The organism is Halanaerobium saccharolyticum (assembly GCF_004362045.1).
Lineage (GTDB): Bacteria > Bacillota > Halanaerobiia > Halanaerobiales > Halanaerobiaceae > Halanaerobium > Halanaerobium saccharolyticum_C.
Window position 1 is genome coordinate 207,222 of record NZ_SNWX01000002.1, and the last position, 24,932, is coordinate 232,153.

A 24,932-nucleotide genomic window follows, 5' to 3' on the forward strand; every position below is an offset into this window, starting at 1 on the left:
AGTGTGATTTAATTTTTTAAGCAGACAATTTTTCAAATACTCTTACTATAAAAAGGGAGGAAAATGATGATTAATTTAGATTTAAACGAAAAACAGTTAGAAAAAGCAGTTGAGCGTGCCCGGGAGGAGAACATAATTCTGCCAACTTTTAAGCAGATGAAAAACCCGGAGCTTATTCCAGATAAGATCAAAGAACAGCTGAAAGATATCGGTCTCTGGGATGTAAACAGCTATAATTTATTCCGCATCAGCTGGAAAAATGAGCCTAAAAAAGATGGAGGCCTTTATGATGGTGTAAATTATATAGAATTCCCTTCAGAACTGACAGGTGTTGAGGCTCGAATTTTTGCGATAGTTGGTAAATGGTTTCCTACCGGAGCCCACAAGGTGGGAGCTACCTATGGCTGTCTTGCTCCCCAGCTGGTAACAGGACAATTTGATCCAACTTCCAGCCATGCAGTCTGGCCTTCAACCGGTAATTACTGCCGTGGTGGAGCTTACAACTCTCAGCTTTTAGCCTGTGATTCAATTGCAATTTTACCCGAAGGGATGAGTAAGGAGCGTTTTGACTGGCTCCAGAAAGTTGCAGGTGAGGTGATTTCTACTCCCGGAACAGAAAGTAATGTTAAGGAAATTTTCGATAAGGTTTGGGAACTGAGAGAAACCAGGGATAATATTACAGTTTTCAATCAGTTTGAAGAATTCGGCAACCACCTCTGGCATTATGAGGTTACAGGTGCTGCAATGGAAGAAGTTATCAGATCTGAAATGGGTGAAAAAGATAATTACTTTGGTTTTTTTGCTACCTCAGGTTCTGCTGGTACTTTAGGAGCTGGTGATCATCTTAAAGATCAGTTCCCTCAGAGTAAAATCGCTGTTGGGGAAGCACTGCAGTGTCCAACAATTTTAAGCAATGGTTTTGGTGCCCACAGAATTGAAGGTATTGGTGATAAACATATTCCCTGGATTCATAATGTTAAAAATACTGATATGGCAGTCGCTATTGATGATGAGAGAGCAGTTTCTCTGCTGAGATTATTTAACGAAGAAGCTGGAAGAGAGTATCTAATCGAGCAGGGTGTTCCCAGTGAATTTGTCGAAAAACTTGAACTGATGGGAATTTCTGGGATAGCAAATCTGGTTGGAGCAATTAAAATGGCCAAGTACTATGAGCTTGATCAAAACCAGATGCTGATGACCGTTTTAACTGATTCGCTGGAATTATATTCCTCCCGCCTGGAAGAAATGAGAGAAGACAGAGGAGAATACACAAGGGAAGATGCGATTAAGGATTATCAGCGTTATTTAAAAGGTATAAATACAGAAAATATTTTAGAGATGGGACTTGAAGAAAGACATAGGGTTCATAATCTTAAATATTATACCTGGATTGAACAGCAGGGTAGAGATTCGGAAGAATTAAATGCTCAGTGGTATGATTATGAAAATTACTGGGGCGGAATTCATTCTCAGGCAGCAGAAATTGATAAATTAATAGAAGAGTTTAACCGGAGAACAGGTTTATTAGAAGAACTGTAGAATTGTATAAGCAATATATATATGTTGTAGAAATATATAAATAGTAATTGAGGTGAAGCAGATGAAATATGTAACAGGGCTGCACTGTATTAAGTGTGGTAAGGAATATGAAGCAGATCCTGAACGTTATCTCTGTGATGACTGTGAGGATGGAATTTTGGATGTTGATTATGATTATCAAAAAATTAAGGCTGAGTGGTCAAAGGCGGATCTTAAGGCAAATTCCGACCGGCGAATCTGGCGTTTTGAACCACTGCTGCCAATCAATCCAGAAACAGAAAAACCAAAACTTGCTGTTGGCAATACTCCAATTTATAATTCACAGGTCCTTGCAGATGAGTTTGGGATTAAAGAATTGATCATAAAAGATGATGGTTTAAATCCGACTGCATCTTTAAAAGACCGGGCTTCAGCGATGGCTGTGGTTAAGGCTCAGGAAGCAGGTGCAACAACTGTTGCCTGTTCATCGACAGGTAATGCCGCTTCTTCTCTGGCCGGCAATATCGCCTCGATGGGAGGCCGAATGAATGCTGTGATTTTTGTGCCCGATCGGGCTCCAGCCGGTAAGCTGGCCCAGCTTTTAATTTACGGGGCTGATGTAGTTTCTGTTAAAGGATCATATGAAGAAGCATTTTATCTTTCAGCAGCTGCTATTGATAAATGGGGTTGGTATAACCGCAATGCTGCTATTAACTCCTATCTGGTTGAAGGGAAAAAAACAGTTTCTCTGGAGCTGGCAGAACAGCTGCAGTGGGAAATGCCGGATTGGGTTGTATTTTCTGTTGGTGATGGCTGTACTCTTGCCGGAGCCTATAAAGGTTTATTTGATCTCAAAGAAATTGGCTTTATTGATAGAATACCAAAACTTCTGGGAGTTCAGGCTGCAGGCTGTGCCCCAATTACCGAGGCTTTTAGAAGCGGAAAAGATCTGGAAGTAACAGCTGAAAACACTATTGCCGACAGTATTGCTGTGGGGAAACCACGCAACTGGCTGAAGGCAGTAAGAGCAGTCAGAGATTCTGAGGGTGAGATGATTAATGTCAGTGATGAGCAGATTCTGGCGATGATGAGAACTCTGGGCAAAAAGACCGGCATTTTTGGTGAGCCGGCAGGTGTTGCCGGACTGGCTGGACTTAAAAAAGCAGCAGCCGCAGGAATTGTAAAGACAGATCAGACTGCAGCAGTTGTAATTACCGGGAATGGACTTAAAGATGTCAAAAATGCTCGCCGGGCTGCCGGAGATCCAATTGAAGTTGAGCCGGATCTTGAAAAACTAACCAGGGTTTTTGCCGAAAAGGGTGTGACTTAAGATGAGTGATAATACAAAATTAGGTCAGCGGATCAGACAAAAACGCAAGGCCAAAGGGATGAGCTTAAATGATGTGGCAGAGAAAATTCAAAAAACATCAAGTTATTTAAGTCAGGTGGAACGGGGACTGGCCGAACCTTCAATTACTGCACTGCGGGAGATCGCCAGAGCTTTAGAGGTTCCAATTTTCTACTTTTTAATTGAGGAAGAAAACCACAATGCAGTTGTCCGCAAAGATGAGCGCCGAATTTTAAATTTTCCCGGTTCACATCTAACTTTTGAGCTGCTTTCTCCAGATTTAAATAGGGAGATGGAAGTGATTGCAGCTACTTTAGAACCCGGGGCTGCTACCTCGGATGATCCACTCAATCATCTAGGAGAAGAATGTACCATTGTGGTGGAGGGTAAAATGTATATTAAGATTGGAGATCAGGAATATGAATTAGAACCAGGGGACAGCATTTATTATAAAGCAAGTCTACCTCATAAGATTAAGAGTATTGGTGAGGAAGACCTGCATTTTATTTCTGCCATTACTCCACCTAATTTTTAAAATTGTACTTATTTAAAAAAGAAAGTGTTTACTAAGCATTTGGGTAATAAAATTTTAAAGAATTATCGATTAATTTTTAGTGAGCAAATTTATTTATGGAGGTGCCAGTTAAGTGATAGAATTTGACAAAATTGTTGAACAGGCTGAAAACTATAAATCTGAGATCAGTTCATTTTTGAGAGATATGATTCGAATTCCCAGTGAGAGCTGTGAGGAAGAGAAAGTTGTTTTAAGAATTAAAGAAGAGATGGAAAAGGTTGGTTTTGACAAAATCGAGATTGATGAGATGGGTAATATTTTAGGATATATCGGCCACGGCAGTCATGTGATTGCTATGGATGCTCATATTGATACTGTTGGAGTTGGTGATCAATCTCTCTGGGATTATGATCCTTTTGAGGGTTATGAAGATGATGAGATAATTGTTGGTCGTGGAGCCAGCGATCAGGAAGGCGGCATGGCCTCAATGGTTTATGCCGGCAAAATTATTAAGGATTTAGGCTTAGAAGATGACTATACTCTGATTATTACCGGTACAGTTCAGGAAGAAGATTGTGATGGACTCTGCTGGCATTATATGATTGAAGAAAATGATATTCGACCGGAATTTGTAGTAATTACTGAACCATCTTCCTGTAATATTTACCGCGGTCACCGGGGTAGAATGGAAATCAAGGTTAGTACTCATGGAGTCAGCTGTCATGGTTCTGCTCCCGAAAGAGGAGAAAATGCAATTTACAAGATGGCCCCGATTATCAATGAGCTCAAGGCTCTGCATCCCAATTTAACTCCACATGAGTTTCTGGGTAAGGGCAGCCTGACGGTTTCTGAGGTTTTCTTCAGTTCACCTTCCCGCTGTGCAGTAGCTGATGGCTGCAGTATTTCTATTGACCGCCGCCTGACTGCAGGAGAAAGCTGGCAGTTTGCAGTCCAGCAGGTTAAAAATTTACCTGCAGTTAATGATGCAGAAGCAGAAGTTGAGATGTACCAGTATGAGAGACCATCTTATACCGATTTTCAATATCCAATCGAAGCCTATTTTCCAACCTGGTTGATCGAAGAGGAGCATCCGGTCTGCCAGACAACAGTGGAAGCCTATCAGGAATTATTTAAAGAAGAGCCGCTGGTTGATAAGTGGACCTTTTCGACCAATGGAGTTTCAATTATGGGACGCCACGGGATTCCCTGTATTGGTTTTGGACCGGGCCATGAAGATCAGGCTCATGCCCCAAATGAAAAAACATGGAAATCAGAACTTGTTAAAGCAGCTGCAATTTATGCTGCAATTCCAAAATTATTTGTAGAAAAGTATGCTGATCAAATGCCCGAGAAAACAGAAAATTTATTAGCTTAAATTAAATGGTACCGGGTACTTGGAAATTATTTCCATATTAAAACAGGTGATAATAAAAGGAAATAATCTCCAAGTACCCGGTGCCAATCAACTAACCAAAATTCAAAGGAGGAATTTTTAAATGGAAACTCAATTAAAAGGAAGAGATTTTATAACACTACAGGAATGGACAAAAGATGAGATTGATACATTGCTGGATGTTTCATTTGATCTAAAAAGAAAATTTGCGATGGGAGAGCCAACTCCATATTTGAGAGATAAAACAGCATTTTTAATGTTTTTTGAGCAGTCAACCAGAACCAGAAATTCAATGGAGGCTGGACTGGCTCAGTTAGGTGGTCATGCCAACTTTTTAGATACCAGCACCATGCAGGTTTCTCACGGTGAGGTAGCAAAAGATACAGGTGTTATTTTAGGAAGTTATGGACATGCAATTGCCTGCCGTAACTGTGTCTGGGAAATTGGAAATAAGTATCTGCGTTCACTGGCCAATCATGCAAAAGTTCCGGTAATGAACTTACAGTGTGATCTTTACCATCCAATGCAGGGTATTGCAGATTTAATGACAATAAAAGAAAAGAAAAAGAGAACTGATAATCTTAAAGTATCAATTATCTGGGCTTATGCAACAAGTCACAAAAAGCCAATTTCTGTCCCCTTAACTCAGGCACTACTTTTCCCCCGTTATGGTATGGATGTAACTCTGGCTTACCCAGAAGGATATGAGATGCCGGAATGGGTAATTGAACAGGCCCGGGAAAACGCTGAGAAAAATAATGGAACTTTCAAAATTACTCATGATCAGGATGAAGCCTATCGTGAAGCTGATATCGTTATACCTAAAAACTGGGGCAGCTGGGTTACCAATCAGGATGATGCAGTAATTGATGATCTTTTAGAATCAAATAAACACTGGAAGTGCACAGAAGAGAGAATGGCCATGGCCGATGCTGATGTAATGTACATGCATGCTCTGCCTGCTGACCGCGGGAATGAGGTAGAGGATTCTGTAATAGATGGAGAACACTCAATAGTCTTTACAGAAGCAGAAAATAGATTACACACAGCTAAAGCTGTAATGACTTTAACAATGGGTGGTAAGTAAAATTGGATTGGATACCGGGCACCTGGAAAAAATTTCTAAGTACCCGGTACTCTTTAAAAGGGGGTGCTGTTAAAAATTAAAGTAATAGTTTCTGGACTCCAGGATTAGTAATCTGATGGGAATGGCTGGCAGTAATCGAGTAGATAGTAGTAAAAGTTGTTTTTGATGAGTCTGTTTGCTTTCAAGTAAAAACTAAGGAGGAAATTTGAAATGAGAAAAATATTAATAATTACTTTAATTTTAGCACTGGTGAGTACAGCATCTCTGACAGTGATGGCCCAGGATTCGAAGGTTTTAAAACTCAGTCATTTAAATCCACAGCAGCCAAAAGAAGTTGCAACAGCAGCAATGGCCGAGGTATTTAAGTCGATGGTCGAAAGTGGAACCAACGGCCGAATTACTGTCGAAATTTATCCAAATGGAGTTCTGGGTAATGAAAGAGAAAGTATGGAACAGGTGCAGAGTGGAGTAACCCACAGTTATATAGCATCTGGTGGTGGGATGGCTACCTTTTATCCAATGTTTTCCATAGTTAACATTCCATTTTCAATTACCAATTATTCGGTTGCTTATGAGGTATATGATGGTGCATTTGGCCAGCAGATGGCAGCGGATATTGAAGAAAAAACAGGATTTAAAGTGCTCGGTTTTGGCGAATCAGGAGGATTTTTTCAGCTCACCAATAGTGTGCGGCCAATTAGAACTCCAGAAGATATGGAAGGTTTAAAATTTAGAACAATGACCATTCCTATTCATATGGAATTTATGCGTTCTCTTGGTGCCTCACCTACTCCAATTGCCTGGGCTGAATTATACACAGCTCTGCAGACAGGTGTAGTAGACGGACAGCATAATCCAATTCCAATTATTAAAATCGGTAAACTAGAAGAAGTTCAGGATTATTTAACTTTGACCAACCATATGTATACTCCTTATGTCTGGGTCTTAAATTCTGATTTTTATTCTGCACTAACTACTGAAGAAAAGATAGTAATTGAAGAGGCAGCAAGAGTTGCAAATCTGGCAGGCCGTGGTGTTAATAGGTTAATAGAGGCTTCTGATGATGGACTTCCCTATTTAGCAAAAGAAATGGAAGTTTATAAGCCAACTGCAGAAGAAATTCAGATGTTTAAAGATGCAGCAATACCAGCCTCAATGGACTTTATTGAAGCAGAATATGGAGCAGAAGGGGCTAAACTGGCTCAGGATTATCTTGATGCAATAGAAGCTGCTCAGGAAAAATTTGGTATGTAACTAAAAATTAAAAGGGGTAGTTTTATTCTACCCCTTTTATTCAGTTGAGAGGTGGGCAAATTGGATAATACTAGTATCTTTGACAGACTGGAAGCCTTTGGAGACTGGCTGGGCAAAATAACTTTATTTGTAGTAATCATTTTAACTGGAATTCTGGTAATAACAGTATTAACCGGAGTCTTTTTTCGTTATATAATTCGGGATTCCTTAAGCTGGACTGAGGAGCTGGCCCGCTATTTGATGATCTGGGCTGCCCTGCTGGCAGTTAGTGTGGGAATTAAGGATAAGGAACATGTCGGGATTCAGCTTTTAATCAAACAGTTTCCACCAGTTATAACTAAATTAATCACTTTTGTGGTTTATCTAATTACAATTATTTTTCTGGGAGTTTTAACGGTTAAAGGTTATCAGGTGGCAGATAAAGCACAAAATCAACTTTCTCTTGCCTTAAATATTTCAATGTACTGGCCCTTAATGAGCATCCCGGTTTCTGGCTCTCTGGCAATTATCCAGCAGTTGATCCAGACAATCTTAATTTTCAAACCAGGAATAGAAGTTTCAGAAATATTAGGAGAAACAGAAGTAGATGAAGCTTTAAGAGAAGTTAAAGAAATTCAGATAGAAACAGAAAAGGGTCAGGGGTGATTTTAGATGATGGTAACAATTGTAATTACATTTTTAATTTTATTATTTGCCGGAATGCCGATTGGTTTTACCATTGGTAGTGTGGCATTATTCGCAATCTATCAGATGGATATGCCGGTAATGTTTAATATGGTGCCCCAGAGATTTTTTGCTGGATTAAATATGTTTACCCTGATGGCAATGCCCTTTTTTATTCTTGCCGGCCAGATTATGAACAAATCGGGTATAACTCACCGACTTGTTAATTTCGCCAATGTTTTAGTTGGTCATCTGCGCGGAGGCCTGGCTCATGCTAATATTATTGCCAGTATTTTCTTTGCGGGAATGACCGGAGCTGCGGTTTCTGATACAGCAGCGATTGGTACAATGCTGATTCCTGCAATGGTTGAAGATGGTTATGATAAAGATTTCAGTGCAGCTGTCACAGCAGCCTCTTCTATTATTGGACCAACAATTCCTCCCAGCAACATGATGGTTATCTATGGGTCGCTGATGGGAGTTTCAATTGCCGGTTTATTTGCAGCCGGATTTATTCCCGGACTGCTGCTCGGTGGAATGCTGATGATTTTAGCCGGATATATTTCTAAAAAAAGAGGTTATCCAAAAAAAGAAAAACGCTCTTCAATCAAAGAAATGTTTGTGGCTTTTTGGAATGCAATTCTGGCGCTTTTAATGCCGGTTATTATTCTTGGTGGAATTTTATCAGGAGTTTTCACACCGACAGAGGCGGCCTCAATTGCAGTTGCTTATGCATTTATTGTTGGCAAATTTGTTTTTAAATCTTTAAAGTTAAAGGATATTCCAGAACTTTTAGAACAGACAGCCAGAACTACCGGAGTAGTGTTTTTAATCATTGCTTCTGCTTCTATTTTAGGCTGGATTCTGGCCTCTGAGCGGGTACCGGAACAGATAGCAAATATGTTTATGCAGCTCAGCAATAATAAATATGTAATTTTACTGATGATCAATCTCTTGATGCTGGTTGTAGGTATGTTTATGGATATTGCAGCAGCTTTAGTAATTCTGGGTCCCATCCTGCATCCACTTGCTGTCAGTATTGGTGTCCCTCCAATTCAATTTGGGATTATCATGGTCTTATCTTTAAATGTGGCTTTAATGACACCACCGGTTGGAGCCTGTCTCTTTGTAGTCAGTGGAATTACAAAACTCTCGCTGGAACAGATATCAAAAGCGATCTGGCCCTTTATTGTGATTGAGGTAATTACTCTCTTTGCTATTACCTTTATTGAACCAATTTCGATGTTTTTACCCCGTTTATTAGGGTTTTAAAATTTGGGTACCGGGTACCTGGGAATAATCTCCAATTTTAGGACCTGTAGGAGGGGATTATTTCAGCTGCCCGGTACTTTTTAAGAGTTATTTTTCGGAAAATTTAGAATAATGAGGAGTTGTATACAGATATAATAATTCTAAATCCAGGTATCCAGCCTGATTGAAGCAGGGAAATCCGTTTATTAGTATAATATATAAGTTAAGAACAAAACAAAAAGGAGTGTTTCTATGCAAGCAAGTAGGGAGAAGAAAGAATTTGTTGTGGAAGAAGAACCTTTTTATGGATTAGAAGAAAAGCCACCGTTAGTTGAGACTTTGTTACTAGGATTACAGCATATGCTGGCTATGTTTGTCGGAATTATAACCCCACCTTTAATTATAGCGGGAGTTGCCGGTTTAAATGCTGCAGAAACTGGATTTTTTGTCAGTATGGCTTTGATGGTTTCCGGAATCACCACCTATATTCAGGTCACAAAAATTGGGCCGGTCGGTTCAGGACTGCTGGCAGTTCATGGTACATCTTTTACCTTTGTGCCAATGGCTATTGCAGCAGCAAGCGAGGGCGGTCTGCCTCTAGTTTTAGGAATGGGTTTGATCACATCACCGGTTGAGATGATCCTGAGCAGATTTATCAGGCAGACCAGAAAAATCTTTCCACCAGTGGTTACCGGAACTGTTGTGATGTTAATTGGACTTGGTCTGATGGAAGTAGGAATAACTGACTTTGGTGGAGGAGCCGGTGCAGAAAATTATGGAGCACCTCAGAATCTGGTTCTGGGATTATTTGTTTTAACGATCATTATTATCGCCAACCGTTTTGGTAAGGGATTGGTTAAAGTAGGAGCAGTGGCACTTGGTTTAATTGTCGGTTATCTTGTTTCTATTCCACTTGGTCTTGTTGATATGACAGAGGTTGCAAATGCAGGCTGGTTGACAATTCCCCGCCCCTTTAAGTATGGACTTTCATTTCAGTGGAGCCATTTATTACCCTGGGTGATGGCCTATATTATTACTACAGTCGAGTCAATCGGTGATCTGACAGCTGTGGCAGAGGTTTCCGGAGAAGATGTAGCCAATGAACAGCATATAGAAAGATTGAGCGGTGGCATCATGGCCGATGGAGTGGGTAGTGCCCTGGCCGCAGTTTTCAATTCATTACCTAATTCAACTTTTAGCCAGAATATTGGAGTTATTCAGATTACAAAAGTAGGAAGTAGAGTAGTAGGAATAGCAGTGGCTGCAATCTTATTTTTACTTGGTCTTGTCCCTAAAATTGGTGCTTTGGTCAGTGTAATGCCCAATCCTGTTTTAGGTGGAGCAACAATTGCTTTATTTGGAATGGTTGCTACCTCAGGTATGAAAATTGTAACTAAAGGTGGATTGACTGATAGAAAAATCTTTATTTTGTCAATCGCCCTCAGTTTTGGTCTTGGTGTAACCTTTAGACCGGATGTTGTAGCTCAGCTGCCGTCAGTAATCTCTACAGTTTTATCCTCGGGAATTACAGTGGGAGCAATAATTGCAATCGGATTAAACTTACTGCTGCCACATAAGGGTGAGCAAAAAATCTGTTAGCAAATAGAAAAAATCATGTTAAAAATCTGTTAATTTAAAATATTTTGTTATATAATAAAGATAAAGAATTGAATATAGTAAAGTTTAATGCATGGACTTTTTCCATTTTAACATTTCTCTCAACTAAAATTGAGAAAAATGCCCTGAGAACTCTTAATTTGTAGCGTCAGAACTGGTTTATTCCAGCCTGACTGACTACCAGCCAATTAAGAGCTGATCCTGGCAAAAATGGAGAAAGTCCATCTATTTAATGGGGAGAATTTTTTGAAATTAAGTTTATTTTATTTTTTGTAAGAAGGCAGTTGGGCAGGATAATTTTTTGATTTTAATTATGGAGGTGCAGTAATGGCTTTTAAACATGTTAACAAAGGTGTCAGGAGAGTAGATGCCTATGAGAAAGTTACCGGTAAGGCCAAATTTGGAGCAGATCTGGAATTTGCAAATATGCTTCATGCTAAAGTACTGAGGACAGAATATCCTCATGCTGAAATTGAAAAAATTGAGACAGCTGCGGCAGAAGGGATGCCGGGTGTAAGAGGTGTATTTACAGCTAAGGATATTCCAAATAATCTCTTTGGAGTTATTGTTCAGGATCAGCAGGTACTGGCAGATAAGAAAGTGCTGCTGGCTGGAGATGGAGTGGCCATGGCTGTGGCAGAAACTGAAGCTCAGGCAGCGGCAGCTCTGGAAAAGATTAAGGTTGAATACAGAGAGCTGGAAGGAGTTTTTGATCCACTGGAATCTCGAAAAGAAGGTGCCCTGAAATTGCATCCGGAAAAAGATGATAACCAGGTGATCCACCATCCGCTGCGTAAAGGGGATGTGAAAAAAGGTTTTGCAGAAGCAGATGTAATTTTAGAAAGAGAATATACAACTCAGTTTATTGAACATAGTTATCTAGAGCCGGAAGCAGTTGTAGTGGTTCCCAATGAGGAAAACCATCTGGTTTCAGTTTATGGTTCAATTCAGAATCCCTATGCAACGAGAAATGCTGTTTCGGCGGTGCTGGAAGTTGAACTGGCTGAAGTAAGGGTTATTCAAAATCATATTGGTGGCTCTTTTGGCGGTAAAGATGAGGTTGTTTCGGCAATGGCTGCCCGGGCAGCAGTGATGGCGCTGAAAACCGGGAGACCGGTTAAGATGGTCAACAGCAGAGAGGAGTCGTTTACCGAAAGTTATAAGCGGCATCCCTATCATTTAACATATAAGATAGGAGCCACAAAAGAAGGTAAGCTGACGGCAATGGAAATTGCGGCAGTTGCAGATAGTGGTGGCTATGCCTGTCAGACTCCTTTTGTAACCTGGCGCAGTGTGGTTCAGGCCACAGGTCCCTATGAAGTAGAAAATGTTAAAACTGATACCTATGGTTATTATACCAATAATCCCTATACCGGGGCGATGCGCGGTTATGGTTCACCTCAGGTGATTTTTGCCCAGGAATCCTTAATGGATGAACTGGCAGCTGAGCTTGGTTTAGAACCAGTTGAACTGCGAAAAAGAAATATGTATTCGCAGGGTTCGGTTACAGCCAGCGGTCAGAAGCTGGAGCGGCACACTGTTTCCTTAAATGAAGTTATGTCTAAGGCGATGGAGGCCATAGATTATAAGAAGAAATATGAAGAATATTCCAGGGAACAGCCAGGAGATAAAAAGAAGGGAATTGGACTTTCCATTTCTTTTAGAGGCTGCAGCCTGGGAGCAGAGGCAATAGATGCAGCAGCTTCTGTAATTCAGATTAATAAAGATGGCAGTGTGGCAGTTTACAGTGGCCTGGCTGAAAATGGTCAGGGATTAAAAACAATCTTTTCCCAGATAGCAGCTGAAGTTTTAGGTGTCCCGATGAGCGAAGTTGAGTTTAAGGAACTGGACACCAGCTTTACCCCTGACAGCGGCTCAACAGTTGCCTCCCGGGCTACCTTAATCGGTGGTAATGCGATTAAGGATGCAGCGGAGAAATTGAAGGGTAGAATTATGGATTTTGCCGCAGGTAAATATGATTTTAAGATAGATCAGCTGGAACTAAAAGATGGCTTTTTATATGACGGTCAGGGTAACAGACTGGCAACCTTTGCTGATCTAACAGGAGAAATGGGCAATACCGGTATTTTAATGTCAGCTTACGGCTGGTATAAATCACCTCCAATCTCCTGGGATGAAGAAAAAGGATCCGGCAACCCTTATTTTACCTATGTCTACGGCTGTCAGATAGCTGAAGTTGAAGTTGATACAGGAACCGGTGAGCTGAGCGTGCTCAATATGGCGGCTGCTCATGATGTCGGTCGGGCAATTAACCCGGAAAATGTTAAAGGTCAGATTTATGGTGGAGTCATGATGGGCTTAGGTTATGGAATTATGGAAGAACTTGAAGTTAGAGATGGAGTAATTCAGGGAACTAACTTCCATGATTATATGATTCCCACCATTAAAGATATGCCGGATATTAAACCGGTAATTGTAGAAAATCCTGATCCGGATGGCCCTTTTGGTGCTAAATCAATTGGGGAGCCAACTCTGGAATTAGGTAGTGCAGCAATAGCAAATGCAGTAGCTCATGCTTCAGGCAGGAGAATTCGTTCTCTACCCCTTAACTTAGAGCGGGTTTTAATTGGTCGTGCTCTGCATAAGGGAGGTAAATAATAATGGTCGAATATCAATTATTGAGAGCTCATAGTTTAGAAGAAGTATTGGAAATTCTGGCTGAAAAAAAGAAGGTGCAGATTCTGGCAGGAGGAACTGATCTACTGGTTGACCTCCACCAGCAGGATCCAAAATTTGAAAATATAGATTATCTTTTAGATATTACCGATGTAGCTGAACTTAAGGGAATCAAACTGGGCCCAGAAGAGGGCGAGATTGGTGCTCTGACAACTCATGCAGAATTGTTAAGCAGCCCGGAAATAAAAGAAAAGCTGCCCTTTATTGGAGCAGCAGCCAGCAGTATTGGCTCAACTCAAATTAGAAATCGGGCCACTATTGGTGGTAATCTGGTCAATGCAGCAGCCTGTGCTGATTCATTTTCACCTCTGATTGCTCTGGGAGCAGAACTTGTTCTGCGCAATAAAGGTGGAGCCCGCAGGGTTCTGCTGGAAGATTTTGTGGAATGGCCAAATCAGACGGTACTTAAAGATAATGAAGTTCTGGAAAAAATAGTTTTTAAAATGCCTCAGGGAGAATATTACAGCAGTTATCAGAAGATTGGGCGCCGCAATGCGGTAAGTATTTCCAGACTTTCTTTAACCCTGCTGGCTGAAGTAGAAAATGAAGCGATAAAAAATGTTCAGGTTGTTTCTGGAGCTGCAACTCCTGCGCCTGTACCTTTTAGAGAGGTAAATAAGTATTTAACGGCTAAAACTTTTGCTGAGATAGATCCGGCAGAGGCCGGGGAGATAGCAGCAGATGAGATGGTAGGAATTACAGGGGAAAGATGGTCAACCCCCTATAAACGGCCTGCTCTGAGTAAACTGGTAGAAAGAGCAGTAAAAGATTTATTGGAGGAGGCAGGATATAATGGCTAAGTTAGAGGTAGAAATCACAGTTAATGGAGAACAGCATAAATTAAAAGTGGGCAGTCAGGAAAGACTTTTAGATACCCTCAGAGATGAGCTGAAGCTGACCGGAACCAAAGAAGGCTGCAGTGTTGGTGAATGTGGGGCCTGCACGGTAATTGTCGATGATCAGGCAGTTAATTCCTGTCTGGTGCTCACAGCTCAGGTAGATGGCAGTGAGATTATCACAGTTGAGGGTCTGGAAAGCAAAAGCGGTCTGCATCCACTGCAGAAAGCTTTTATCGAAAAACAGGCTGTCCAGTGTGGTTTCTGTACTCCAGGAATGCTGATGTCAGCTCTGGCACTTTTAAATACCAATCCGACTCCGACTAAGGAAGAGATCAAAACAGCTCTGGAAGGAAATTTATGCCGCTGCACAGGTTATCAGCAGATAATTGATGCAGTTGAGATGGCAGCCGAAGAATGGGGTGTCTGAGGTGGCTAAAATTTTAATTAAAAATGTAAAAGAGATTATTACGATGAATAAAAATCGAGATCGGCTCAAAAATGCTGACCTTTTGATTGAAGATGGAAAAATTTCACGAATGGGTAGAGATATCGAGGTTGAAGGAGAAGTGGATCGAACTATTAATGGTCGTGATTACTTTCTTTTTCCGGGTCTGGTTAATCTGCACCATCACTTTTATCAGGCTTTAACCCGCAACTTACCTGAGGCCCAGGAATCAGAACTTTTTGACTGGTTAAAATATCTTTATCCAATCTGGTCCCGGGTTAATCCGGATGCAGTCTACTATTCGACTCTGCTGGCAGCAGGGGAACTTTTAAAAACAGGCTGTACAACGACCAGTGATCACTTTTATGTTTTTCCTAAATCACAGCCTTCAAACCTAATTGATAATCAGTTTGAAGCTGCAAAAGAAATCGGGATCCGCTTCCACGGTACCCGGGGCAGTATGTCCTTAAGTGAAAAAGATGGAGGTCTGCCGCCAGATTCAGTGGTGCAGACTGATCAGGAGATACTCAAAGATTCCCGCCGGGTAATTGAAAAATATCATGATAGCTCTCCTTTTGCCATGCAGCGGGTAGCTCTAGCTCCCTGTTCACCCTTTTCGGTGACTGAAGAGCTGATGATAGAGTCAGTTGAGCTGGCCCGGGACTATGGAGTCCAGGCCCACACTCATCTGGCAGAGACTAAAGATGAGGAACAGTTTGTTTTAGAGAAAACAGGTCTCAGACCTTTAGCCTATATGGAAAAGCTGGGCTGGGTTGGCAGTGATATCTGGTATGCCCATGGAGTCCATCTGACCAGTGATGAACTGAGTCGGATGGCCGAAACAGGAACTGGAGTTTCCCACTGTCCGGTTTCTAACATGAAGCTTTCCTCGGGAGCAGCAAAAGTGCCGGAAATGATCAAAAAAGGAGTTCCGGTTGGCCTGGGAGTTGACGGCAGTGCCAGCAATGATTCCTCCAATATGATTTTAGAAATGAAGGCGGCCTTTTTGATGCACCGTCTGGTCCACGGCATGAAGTCAATTACAGCCGAAGATGTGCTGGCCCTGGCCACAAATGGGGGTCGGGATGTTTTGTCTCAGCCAGAAATTGGAAGCCTGGAAGTTGGTAAAGCGGCAGATATGTTTCTGGTTAATTCTAAAAGGCTTGGCTTTGCCGGTGGCTTATATGATCCGGTTTCAGCGATAATTAATACTGGTGATACTCAGATTGTTGATTACACAATTGTTAATGGTGAGATTGTGGTTGAAGAGGGAGAGCTGACAAGGGTTGATGAAGCTGAGATTATAGCAAAGGCTAATTCTATTTCTGCTGAGATGGTAGAAGGCTAAGAAAAGTTTTCTCAATTTCAAATTTAACTGTTTAATTTATTCAAATAATATCAGCTTGAGAGTTTAATTTCATTCCAGTTTTTTATTCAAGAACAACTAAGACTCATATTGTTGTTAAATTTATCTACCTTCCCGATTGCTGCCTCCTGCAGCACGGTCAGTTCAGGGCGTCCTGCCCTTCAGATAAATTTAACTTAATATTCATCAAGTTGTTCTAAAAATAAAAATAGTCATTTCAATTAAAATCTCAAGCTGATACTTAAAATAATTACAAAATTTAAAAATTTGAGATTGAGCAACTTTATTAAGTAACTTTTCTTAGCCTCAACAGGCAAGCGCAGAAATTGAATTATCCTTGCCTGGGGTAGATTTGTAATGTTAATTAAAATCTTGATCTGACGAGAGAAGATACACGCAGGTAGGAGGAAAATTATGATACATGGAGGCAAGACTGCGCAGGAGTTTTTAGACAAGCTGGAAAACGATTGGAGAAAGGAAAAATTGTTAGAAGTACGACAATTGATTCTTAAGCATCCCCAACTCCAGGAAGGAATGAATTACGGAATGCTGGCGTATGGAGACGGAACAGAAGCAGAGCCCTTGTTTCATCTGAATGCCCAGAAGAATTATGTAAGCCTGTATGTCGGTGACATTCAAAAAATTGATCCGGATAGCAGTTTGTTGAAAGGACTGAACCTTGGTAAAGGATGCATCCGAATTTCAAAATCAAAGAAGATCCCAGAAACTGGCTTGACGGAATTTATCCAGAAAGCTGTTGATTTATGGCTTGCCGGGGAAGATACTTCTTGTTAAATTAATAGTCATAGTCTAGTCAATGCTGGTTATAGGCGGACAGATGGTCTTATTTATTTTATTAAATTTTATTCAAATTTTCGATCTGAAAAATCAGAAAGAAAGGAGTGGTTTCTTGCTCTTATTAACCAACGGAACAGTAATTACTCATGACGAAGATAATCGAGTTATTAAAAATGGAGCAGTTTTAATTGAGGGAGAAGAAATTAAGGCTTTAGGAGAATCTGAGCTTTTAAAATCAAAGTATCCGGAAGCAGAAGTTAAAGATGTTCAGGGCAAAATTATTATGCCGGGAATGATCAATACTCACATGCATATCTACAGCACCTTTGCCCGGGGCATGGATTTAAAAACTGAGCAGCCGCCCCGACATTTTTTAGAAATTCTGGAGAAAATGTGGTGGCGGGTAGACAGCACATTAAAAGCAGATGATATTTATTACAGTGCTCTTTATGCCTTTCTGACAGGACTAAAACAGGGTGTGACCTCTGTTTTTGACCACCATGCAAGCTACGGACAGGTAAGTTATTCGCTTGATCTGGTAGCTAAAGCAGTGGAGGAACTGGGTATTAGAGCTGATCTCTGTTATGAGATTTCTGACCGCAATGGTCAGGAGCAGTCTCAGGCAGCGGTTAAAGAAACTGAGAAATTTTTAAAGAAGATTAGGGAGAAAAATTCAAATCATTTAAATGGTAGAATTGGATTACATGCTTCATTTACCTTAGAAGATGAGACTTTAGAGCAAGTTTCAGCCCTGGCCGATGAATTAGACAGCAGTTTCCATATTCATGTAGCTGAAGGACGAACTGATTTAGAAGACAGCCGGCTCCGCGGTTACAATGGAGCGGTTAAGCGTCTTGATCAGTACAATATCTGGCGGCCGGGAACTATTGCTGTTCACGGGGTCCATCTGCAGGAAGGTGAGCTGGAGATTTTAAGAGACAATGATTGTTATCTGATTAATAATCCGGAATCCAATATGGGAAATGCGGTAGGAGCAGCACCCTTAAAGCAAGCTCTGGACAAAGGTCTCAAAGTTGGACTGGGTACAGATGGTTATACAACTGATATGTTTGAGAGCATCAAGGTTGCTAATTTAATGCTCAAACATCAGAATCGAGATCCCCGTCTGGGCTGGACTGAAATTCCCCAGATGGTTTTTAAGACAAATGCAAAGCTGGCCAGTGAGAGCTTTGGCACTCAGCTTGGTGTTTTAAAAGAGGGGGCAGCTGCAGACATTATTGTAGTTGATTACAGCCCGCCAACGGAAATAAATAGTGATAATACTTATGCCCACATCTTATTTGGAATCAATGGCGGCATGGTTGAGACAACAATTGTTAATGGTAAAATATTAATGGAAAATCGGGAGGTGCAGGTAGTTGATGATCAGAAAATCACCCATGAAACAAGAGAACAGGCAGACGATTTCTGGAGCAGATTTTGAGGAATATTTTCAGCCTCAGAATTTAGAGAAGGCTCTGGAAATTAAAGCAGAATATTCGGACCAGATTGAGGTGGCAGCAGGTACTACAGATTTGCTGGTAGCAAATTATGAGCAGCTGCATCAAATTAAAAATTGGCTGGATCTGGATAAAATAGATGAACTGCGCAAAATTGAAATTTTGGAGAATGAGCTGCATATAGGAGCAATGGTAACTCATCTGCAGCTGATGAAATCAGATTTGATTAAAGAAAAATTGGCGGTTCTGGCTGCAGCAGCTGAAGATGTTGGTTCACCACAAATTAGAAGCAGGGGTACAATTGGCGGCAATATCTGTACTTCTTCACCAGCAGGAGATCTCCTGGCTCCTCTTTTAAGCTATGAGGCCAGCTTTAAACTTCAGAAAGCAGGAGCAGAAAGAATTGTGAGAGCTGAAGACTTTTTTACCGGGCCAAAAAGAAATTTAATGGAAGCTGATGAACTTTTAACAGAAATCATTATTCCGCTGACGGAAAACGAACGCGAAGGTGCCTGGGTTAAAGTTGGACGCCGCAAGGCTCTCGTTATTTCTACCCTGACTCTTTCGGTAGTGCTGGAATTTGAAGCTGATAAGATAATCGAAGCTGGAATAGCTCTGGGTTCTGTTGCCCCAACACCGATCAGGTTGTGGGAAGTTGGAGAGCTGATGCTCGGAAGCAGCTTAACAGAACTGGATTACAAACAGCTGGGCCAGGAAGTCAAAGCCCGGATTAATCCCATTGATGATTTAAGAGGTACCAGAGAATACAGAGAAGATGTAGCAGCTGATGTAATGGTCAGAGCTTTAAATGAGATTGAAAGGAAAAGGGGGTGAGCAGCTGATGCAGATTACATTTACAGTTAATGGAGAAGAAAGAGAATTGGAAGTTACTCCCTATACCAGGCTGCTCGATTTATTGAGAGAAGATCTCGGCTTAACAGGAGTTAAAGAAGGCTGTGGTAAAGGTGAGTGCGGAGCCTGTACAGTAATTATGAATGGAGAACTAACAGCTTCCTGTCTGGTTCCAGCTCCCCAGGCAGACCAGGCAGAGATTCTAACGGTAGAAGGATTGGGAACAAGGGATGATCTACATCCAATTCAGGAATCATTTGTGGAAGCAGGAGCAGTTCAATGCGGCTACTGTATTCCCGGTATGATATTAGCAGGAAAAAGATTGCTGGATGAGAATCCTCAGCCAACAGAAAAAGAAGTACGCTATGGATTATCCGGTAATATCTGCCGCTGTACCGGTTATGCGAAGATTATCGATGCTGTAATGATGGCAGCAGATAAACTTGCAGTCGAAGGAAGTGATAGTAATGACTGATCAGAATAAAAGAATTAAGGATTATTTCTGTAAACATACAACCCGCTGTACAATTGAAGGAGTTAAAAAAAGCAAGCGTTTTGTGGGCCATGATGTATTGAAGGCAGATGCCTGGGACAAGGTGACTGGAGAAGCAGTTTATCCTGATGATATATTTTTCGATGATCTGCTTTACGTTAAAATTAAAAGAGCAGTCCATCCCCATGCTATTTTAAAAGATATAGATATTTCGCAGGCTAAAAAAGTAGAGGGTGTAGTTGATATTGTTATTGCCGAAGATATTCCGGATGTCAGACAGTTTGGTCTGATTATCAGAGATCAACCCGTTTTAATTGCGCCCGGAGAAAAGATGCGCTATATGGGAGATCCGCTGGCGATAGTTGTTGCTGAGACAAAGGAAGCAGCTAAAAAAGCAAGGGATCTAATTAAAGTAAAGGTGGAAGAATTAGAAGTTATCACCGACCCCTTCCGGGCGATGGAGGATGATGCTCCGGATATTCATCCAGATGGAAATATTGTAATCACCCATCATTTAAATCGGGGTGATGTTGATGAGGCTTTTAAAAATTCAGCAATAGTTGAAGAAAATCGCTATCAAACTCAATTTATCGATCAGCTGCCGATGCAGAATGAAGCCGGAGTTGCTCTCTACGATGAGCGTCGGGGAGTAATTAATATCTGGGCTGCAACTCAGTGGCTGCATGATACTCAGGCCGATGTTGCTCAGTCTTTAAGATTATCAAAAGATCAAATTAGAATTATTCAGCCTACAATTGGTGGCGCCTTTGGGAAAAAAGAGGATGTTTCGGTTCATATTCATCTGGCTATTGCAGCAATGAGGACCGGGAGACCGGTTAAGCTCTGTTTTACCAGAGAAGAATCGATGATTACTCAATCCAAACGGCATCCAATTACAATTATCAATAAAACTGGTGTGGACCGTGATGGCTATTTAACCGCCTGGGAAACCAAATTTATTGGAGACACCGGAGCCTATGCTTCCAGTGGACCGGCAGTTGTGCACAAGGGAATGTACCATGCAACAGGACCCTATAACTGTCCCAATTTACGTGGTGTCTCCCATGCAGTTTATACCAATAATACCTATGCTGGTGCGATGCGCGGTTTTGGTACTGCTCAGGGAGCTTTTGCCTATGAACAGCAGATGGATATTCTGGCAGAAAAGTTAAGTATAGATCCGGCAGAATTTAGACTCAAAAACATCTATCAAAAAGATTCGATTACTCCTAACGGTCAGCAGCTTACTCACAGTGTAAATGCAGAAGAAACAATCAAAAGAGTGATGGAGCTCAGTGACTGGAAAGGGGGCAGAAAATAATGAAAAAATTTGGACGCGGACTGGCAACAATTATGTTTGGATTTGGTTATGGTGAGGGTTTTCCTGACCATTCTATTGCCTCAATTGAAATTAAAGAAGATGAGCGGATAGTTATCAGAACAGCTGCAGCCGATGTTGGGCAGGGAGTTATTACAACTGTGATTCAGATTGCAGCAGAGATTTTAAGAATAAATCCAAACTATTTTGAAGTGGTTCAGGGTGATACCCATAAAACTAAAAACTCAGGTTCAACCTCTGCTACCCGGCAGACCTATTTTACCGGTAATGCAGTTAAAAAAGCAGCCGAAGATCTGCTGGCTAATCTATACCACTACGGCAGTTTAGAATTTCGCAGCAACCATCCTGAAATTGCAATTGAGGATGGAAAAATCTATATGTATGATGACCCGGACGATTATATTAGCTACTGGGAAATGGCAGAAAGAGTTAGAGAAAGAGGTAAAAAATTAGAAGCAGAAGGAAGTTTCTTTCCTGTAACCTACAGTCCTGATCAAAATGGTCAGGCAGACAAAGTCTATGTAGCCTATACTTTCCTCTCTCAGGTGATTGATATTGAAATTGATACAGATACCGGAACAATTGATCTCCTGGATGTTTATACAGCTGTTGACCTTGGTAAAGCAATTAATCCCAAAAATGTTGAAGGCCAGATTGAAGGTGGAACTGTTCAGGGACTGGGAATGGGAATGATGGAAGACCAGGTGATTCGCAATGGTAAAACACTCAATGCAGGCATGACAGATTATCTGGTGCCGACAAGTGTTGATATTCCCAAATTCAAGCACTATCTGGTTGAAGAAGAGGATTCTGAAGGACCGTTTGGAGCCAAAGGAGTTGGGGAACCGACTTTAATTGCTGCTGCCCCGGCACTGGCCAATGCTGTTTATGATGCAATCGGAGTTAGATTTTTTGATTTACCGATTAGTCCCTCAAAGATCAAAAAGGCTTTAAAAGAGAAAGAAAAGGAAGAAAATAGTTAAAGCCAGAGATTTACCTGAGATCATCCCCGCTCATTGACATAAGCGAAACTTTCTCGGCTAAATTCGGTAAGTTAACTGAAAGCAGATAAACCAGTCGAAATTAGAGCAATTAAATATAAATAGGAGAGTGAAGAAAATGGCTGATTTAAGTGTTAAATTGTTTGACTTTACACTAAAAAATCCGGTAATGCCGGCTGCTGGACCACCAATTAAAGATGCAAAAATGGCAGCGAAAGCAAAAGCTGGCGGCACAGGAGCAATTGTAACCAAGACTATTTCTACTAAAGCAGCAGAGGTTCCCCGGCCCAATATGGCCCAGACCAGAGGTGGTTTTATGAACACAGAGCTCTGGTCAGAAATGGGACCTGATCACTGGTTAGAAAACGAATATCCAAAAATTAAAGATTTGGGGCTGCCGGTAATCGTTGGTCTGGGCTACAGTGCTGAGCAGATTAGTGAACTGGTCAAAAAAACTGAAGCCTATGCTGATGCTTTTGAGCTGTCAACCCATTATTTAGGCAGTGATACTTCTCCGGTCGTAGAAAGTATCAAAGCTGCAAAAAAAGCCACTGATAAACCGGTAATGGTTAAGCTCAGTCCGCAGATTGATATTCCCAAATTTGCCAGGGCTGCGGCAGAGGCTGGAGCAGATGGACTTGTTTTGATTAATTCATTTGGGCCAACCCTTGATTTTGATATAGACAGCGGCAGACCGCTGATGGGAAGTGCAGATGGTTATGGCTGGCTTTCCGGAGAAGCAATTTTTCCGCTGGCCTTAAGGGCAGTTTTCCAGGCTGTTCAGACTGTGGATATTCCTGTTTTAGCTGTTGGCGGAATTTCTACCGGAGCTGATGCAGTTAAGATGATCATGGCTGGAGCCCAGGCAGTACAGACCTGTACAGCCGCTATCCTGAAAGGTCCTCAGGTTTATGGTAAAATTGCAGAAGAAATTGATCAATATTTAGAAAAGCATGGTTATCAGAATCTGGATCAGATCAGAGGTCTGGCTCAGAAGGCAGCTCCGGAAGCAGCAAATTACGAAACAAGGGTGCCTAAAATCAAAAGAGATAACTGTACTGGCTGTAGACTCTGTATTATCAGCTGTGTTTATGATGCCAACTATTTAGATCAGGAAAATAGAATTGTGATCGATGCTGAAAAATGTGCCGGCTGCGGCCTCTGTGTTACCCGCTGTAACTTTGAAGCTCTGGCACTGGCATAATAGGATAGAGAAAGGGGGAGCTTATGCTGAGAAAAGAATTACTAAAACAGGCCCGAGGACTGGAAAAAGCTGATAAAGTATTTAAAAATGCGGTAATTGTTGATGTGTTTAATGAACGATTAATCGAAAATGATATTGCAGTTGCAGATGGGATTATCATTGGAATTGGTGATTATGAAGGAAAAGAAGAAATCGATCTGGGAGGGAGAATAGTTACTCCTGGCTTAATTGATGCTCATCTGCATCTGGAATCTTCAATGACCAATGTAGATGAGTTTGCCCGGGTGATTATTCCCCGGGGGACAACTACCATTGTAGCTGATCCCCACGAAATTGCCAATGTAGCAGGTTTAACCGGGATTAAATACCTGCTGAAAGCCGGTAATTCTCAGCCCTGGAATTTTAATCTGATGCTCCCTTCCTGTGTGCCAGCTTCTAAATTTGAAAATTCAGGGGCTAAACTTTCGGCAGCTGATCTCAAGACATTAATTGATGAAAAGGGCATTTTTGGGCTGGGAGAAGTGATGGATTTTCAGTCAGTAATTAATGGTGAGCCTGGAATCTGGGATAAAATTGAAATGGCTTCTGACTTATTTAAAGATGGTCATTCTCCAGGTTTATCGGAGAAAGATTTAAATGCCTATTTACTGGCAGATATTAAAGCAGATCATGAGGCAACAACTGCTGCAGAAGCTTTAGAGAAGGTTTCTAAAGGAATGTATATTATGATCAGAGAAGGTTCGGTTACCAGAGATTTAGTCAGCCTGCTGCCCGCTGTTAACAGCAGCAATTCTTCCCGATTCCTGTTTGCAACAGATGACAGACATCCGGGAGATCTGATCAGCGAAGGTCAGATTGATTTTGCTGTCCGGAAGGCAATTCAGTATGGTCTTTCTCCTTTAAGAGCAGTTAAGATGGCGACAATTAATGCCGCTGAAGCTCTGGGGATGAAAAAACTGGGAGCCATTGCCCCCGGTTATCAGGCAGATTTATTAGTTTTTGATAATTTAAGAGAATTTGAAGTAAAGAAAGTTTATAAGGATGGGCGTCTGGTCGCTGAAGACGGAACTTTGCTTAAATCAATTGATGATAAAATCTCCCTGGATCAAGAAGATTTTATGAATCAGGAAATTGAAGAAAAAATCTTTAACTCAATCAGAGTTGGAGAAATTTCGGAAGCTGATTTTCTACTGCCGGCTGCCAGCAAATATAGGGTTATAGAACTGATCAAAGATCAGGTAGTAACTGGAGAGTCCCTTTATCAGACGGAGGCAGAATATGAGGAAGAACCGCCTGCAATCGAGCTGATTGGTCACAATCTGGTTAAACTGGCTGTTGTAGAAAGACACCACAAAACCGGAAATGTTGGTCTGGGTCTGCTCCGCAATTTTGGCCTGCGTCAGGGGGCAATTGCAACTTCGATCGGACATGATGCTCACAATATAATTGTGGCAGGAGTGGGAGCTAAAGATATGGAGCTTGCTGTTAGAGAAATCGAAAAGATGCAGGGCGGCCTGGTGATAGTTGTTGACGGGAAAGTAAAAGCATCACTGGCTTTACCGGTAGCTGGATTAATGGCTGTTAAGTCGGTCAAAGAGGTTGCAAACTGCTTAAATAAAATGAGGGAAATCGCAAATGATCTGGGAGTTAGCAGGGATGGTCCTTTTATGACTTTATCCTTTATGGCCTTAACTGTAATTCCAGAACTCAAATTGACTGATCAGGGATTATTTGATGTTAATAAATTTGAAAAGGTTGAGTTGATTATAGAATGATTTAAAAGCCTATTTAAA

The 24,932-nt window shown here is 41.3% G+C and carries 21 protein-coding genes; all 21 read left to right on the forward strand.

Annotated features, from left to right (window positions below):
* The first annotated feature begins 66 nt into the window (after positions 1-66).
* A complete protein-coding gene (locus DFR79_RS02385) occupies positions 67-1,539 on the forward strand; it encodes a pyridoxal-phosphate dependent enzyme (protein ID WP_133513900.1) in 1,473 nt (490 codons plus the stop codon).
* A 61-nt stretch (positions 1,540-1,600) separates the two neighbouring features.
* On the forward strand, positions 1,601-2,848 hold the full coding sequence (gene thrC / locus DFR79_RS02390) for a threonine synthase (RefSeq protein WP_133513901.1): 1,248 nt from the start codon (positions 1,601-1,603) through the stop codon (positions 2,846-2,848).
* 1 nt (position 2,849) lies between these two features.
* The gene (locus DFR79_RS02395; protein ID WP_133513902.1) at positions 2,850-3,401 is read left to right on the forward strand and encodes a helix-turn-helix domain-containing protein; all 552 of its coding nucleotides are present in this window, start codon (positions 2,850-2,852) and stop codon (positions 3,399-3,401) included.
* A 115-nt stretch (positions 3,402-3,516) separates the two neighbouring features.
* Positions 3,517-4,755, forward strand: a complete 1,239-nt coding sequence (locus tag DFR79_RS02400; RefSeq protein ID WP_166637949.1) for a YgeY family selenium metabolism-linked hydrolase — start codon at positions 3,517-3,519, stop codon at positions 4,753-4,755.
* A 121-nt stretch (positions 4,756-4,876) separates the two neighbouring features.
* Positions 4,877-5,860, forward strand: coding sequence for an ornithine carbamoyltransferase (locus DFR79_RS02405; protein WP_133513904.1), 984 nt, complete (start codon positions 4,877-4,879; stop codon positions 5,858-5,860).
* A 210-nt stretch (positions 5,861-6,070) separates the two neighbouring features.
* Positions 6,071-7,114: a DctP family TRAP transporter solute-binding subunit gene (locus tag DFR79_RS02410; protein ID WP_133513905.1), complete on the forward strand. Its 1,044-nt coding sequence runs from the start codon at positions 6,071-6,073 to the stop codon at positions 7,112-7,114.
* Positions 7,115-7,174: 60 nt separating this feature from the next.
* Positions 7,175-7,759 (forward strand): TRAP transporter small permease, encoded by a 585-nt coding sequence (locus DFR79_RS02415; RefSeq protein ID WP_166637944.1) that lies wholly within the window; start codon positions 7,175-7,177, stop codon positions 7,757-7,759.
* Positions 7,760-7,765: 6 nt separating this feature from the next.
* Positions 7,766-9,049, forward strand: coding sequence for a TRAP transporter large permease (locus tag DFR79_RS02420; RefSeq protein WP_208107476.1), 1,284 nt, complete (start codon positions 7,766-7,768; stop codon positions 9,047-9,049).
* Positions 9,050-9,280: 231 nt separating this feature from the next.
* Positions 9,281-10,627 (forward strand): uracil-xanthine permease family protein, encoded by a 1,347-nt coding sequence (locus tag DFR79_RS02425; RefSeq protein ID WP_133513907.1) that lies wholly within the window; start codon positions 9,281-9,283, stop codon positions 10,625-10,627.
* A 345-nt stretch (positions 10,628-10,972) separates the two neighbouring features.
* A complete protein-coding gene (locus tag DFR79_RS02430) occupies positions 10,973-13,264 on the forward strand; it encodes a xanthine dehydrogenase family protein molybdopterin-binding subunit (RefSeq protein WP_133513908.1) in 2,292 nt (763 codons plus the stop codon).
* 2 nt (positions 13,265-13,266) lie between these two features.
* Positions 13,267-14,142, forward strand: coding sequence for an FAD binding domain-containing protein (locus DFR79_RS02435; protein WP_133513909.1), 876 nt, complete (start codon positions 13,267-13,269; stop codon positions 14,140-14,142).
* The gene (locus DFR79_RS02440; protein WP_133513910.1) at positions 14,135-14,608 is read left to right on the forward strand and encodes a (2Fe-2S)-binding protein; all 474 of its coding nucleotides are present in this window, start codon (positions 14,135-14,137) and stop codon (positions 14,606-14,608) included. The genes DFR79_RS02435 and DFR79_RS02440 overlap by 8 nt, the downstream gene beginning before the upstream one ends.
* 1 nt (position 14,609) lies before the next feature.
* Entirely contained in the window at positions 14,610-15,974 is a 1,365-nt protein-coding gene (locus DFR79_RS02445; RefSeq protein ID WP_133513911.1) for an 8-oxoguanine deaminase, read from the forward strand.
* Between the two features lie 432 nt (positions 15,975-16,406).
* Complete coding sequence (locus DFR79_RS02450; protein WP_133513912.1) at positions 16,407-16,787, forward strand: DUF1801 domain-containing protein; 381 nt, start codon at positions 16,407-16,409, stop codon at positions 16,785-16,787.
* A gap of 115 nt (positions 16,788-16,902) precedes the next feature.
* Positions 16,903-18,234, forward strand: a complete 1,332-nt coding sequence (ssnA, locus tag DFR79_RS02455) for a putative aminohydrolase SsnA (protein ID WP_133513964.1) — start codon at positions 16,903-16,905, stop codon at positions 18,232-18,234.
* A complete protein-coding gene (locus DFR79_RS02460) occupies positions 18,173-19,084 on the forward strand; it encodes an FAD binding domain-containing protein (RefSeq protein WP_243727690.1) in 912 nt (303 codons plus the stop codon). Before ssnA ends, DFR79_RS02460 begins: the two co-directional genes overlap by 62 nt.
* Positions 19,085-19,091: 7 nt before the next feature.
* Positions 19,092-19,577 carry a (2Fe-2S)-binding protein gene (locus tag DFR79_RS02465; RefSeq protein ID WP_133513914.1) on the forward strand — a complete coding sequence of 162 codons (486 nt, stop codon included), beginning with the start codon at positions 19,092-19,094 and terminating at the stop codon, positions 19,575-19,577.
* Positions 19,570-20,916 carry a xanthine dehydrogenase family protein molybdopterin-binding subunit gene (locus tag DFR79_RS16370; protein WP_133513915.1) on the forward strand — a complete coding sequence of 449 codons (1,347 nt, stop codon included), beginning with the start codon at positions 19,570-19,572 and terminating at the stop codon, positions 20,914-20,916. Before DFR79_RS02465 ends, DFR79_RS16370 begins: the two co-directional genes overlap by 8 nt.
* A complete protein-coding gene (locus DFR79_RS16375; RefSeq protein ID WP_111570899.1) occupies positions 20,916-21,917 on the forward strand; it encodes a xanthine dehydrogenase family protein molybdopterin-binding subunit in 1,002 nt (333 codons plus the stop codon). The genes DFR79_RS16370 and DFR79_RS16375 overlap by 1 nt, the downstream gene beginning before the upstream one ends.
* A 136-nt stretch (positions 21,918-22,053) precedes the next feature.
* Positions 22,054-23,139, forward strand: coding sequence for an alpha-hydroxy-acid oxidizing protein (locus DFR79_RS02480; RefSeq protein WP_133513916.1), 1,086 nt, complete (start codon positions 22,054-22,056; stop codon positions 23,137-23,139).
* Between the two features lie 23 nt (positions 23,140-23,162).
* On the forward strand, positions 23,163-24,914 hold the full coding sequence (gene ade, locus DFR79_RS02485; protein ID WP_133513917.1) for an adenine deaminase: 1,752 nt from the start codon (positions 23,163-23,165) through the stop codon (positions 24,912-24,914).
* The last annotated feature ends 18 nt before the right edge of the window (positions 24,915-24,932 follow it).

What these genes read in the sequence shown, in the direction of transcription:
- DFR79_RS02440 (WP_133513910.1), top strand. Translation starts at nt 14,135, where the DNA reads ATGGCTAAGTTAGAGGTAGAAATCACAGTTAATGGAGAACAGCATAAA.
- DFR79_RS02430 (WP_133513908.1), top strand. Translation starts at nt 10,973, where the DNA reads ATGGCTTTTAAACATGTTAACAAAGGTGTCAGGAGAGTAGATGCCTAT.
- DFR79_RS02480 (WP_133513916.1), top strand. Translation starts at nt 22,054, where the DNA reads ATGGCTGATTTAAGTGTTAAATTGTTTGACTTTACACTAAAAAATCCG.
- DFR79_RS02465 (WP_133513914.1), top strand. Translation starts at nt 19,092, where the DNA reads ATGCAGATTACATTTACAGTTAATGGAGAAGAAAGAGAATTGGAAGTT.
- DFR79_RS02460 (WP_243727690.1), top strand. Translation starts at nt 18,173, where the DNA reads ATGATCAGAAAATCACCCATGAAACAAGAGAACAGGCAGACGATTTCT.
- DFR79_RS02435 (WP_133513909.1), top strand. Translation starts at nt 13,267, where the DNA reads ATGGTCGAATATCAATTATTGAGAGCTCATAGTTTAGAAGAAGTATTG.
- DFR79_RS02425 (WP_133513907.1), top strand. Translation starts at nt 9,281, where the DNA reads ATGCAAGCAAGTAGGGAGAAGAAAGAATTTGTTGTGGAAGAAGAACCT.
- DFR79_RS02450 (WP_133513912.1), top strand. Translation starts at nt 16,407, where the DNA reads ATGATACATGGAGGCAAGACTGCGCAGGAGTTTTTAGACAAGCTGGAA.
- DFR79_RS02405 (WP_133513904.1), top strand. Translation starts at nt 4,877, where the DNA reads ATGGAAACTCAATTAAAAGGAAGAGATTTTATAACACTACAGGAATGG.
- DFR79_RS16375 (WP_111570899.1), top strand. Translation starts at nt 20,916, where the DNA reads ATGAAAAAATTTGGACGCGGACTGGCAACAATTATGTTTGGATTTGGT.
- DFR79_RS16370 (WP_133513915.1), top strand. Translation starts at nt 19,570, where the DNA reads ATGACTGATCAGAATAAAAGAATTAAGGATTATTTCTGTAAACATACA.
- DFR79_RS02410 (WP_133513905.1), top strand. Translation starts at nt 6,071, where the DNA reads ATGAGAAAAATATTAATAATTACTTTAATTTTAGCACTGGTGAGTACA.
- DFR79_RS02420 (WP_208107476.1), top strand. Translation starts at nt 7,766, where the DNA reads ATGATGGTAACAATTGTAATTACATTTTTAATTTTATTATTTGCCGGA.
- ade (WP_133513917.1), top strand. Translation starts at nt 23,163, where the DNA reads ATGCTGAGAAAAGAATTACTAAAACAGGCCCGAGGACTGGAAAAAGCT.
- thrC (WP_133513901.1), top strand. Translation starts at nt 1,601, where the DNA reads ATGAAATATGTAACAGGGCTGCACTGTATTAAGTGTGGTAAGGAATAT.
- DFR79_RS02395 (WP_133513902.1), top strand. Translation starts at nt 2,850, where the DNA reads ATGAGTGATAATACAAAATTAGGTCAGCGGATCAGACAAAAACGCAAG.
- DFR79_RS02385 (WP_133513900.1), top strand. Translation starts at nt 67, where the DNA reads ATGATTAATTTAGATTTAAACGAAAAACAGTTAGAAAAAGCAGTTGAG.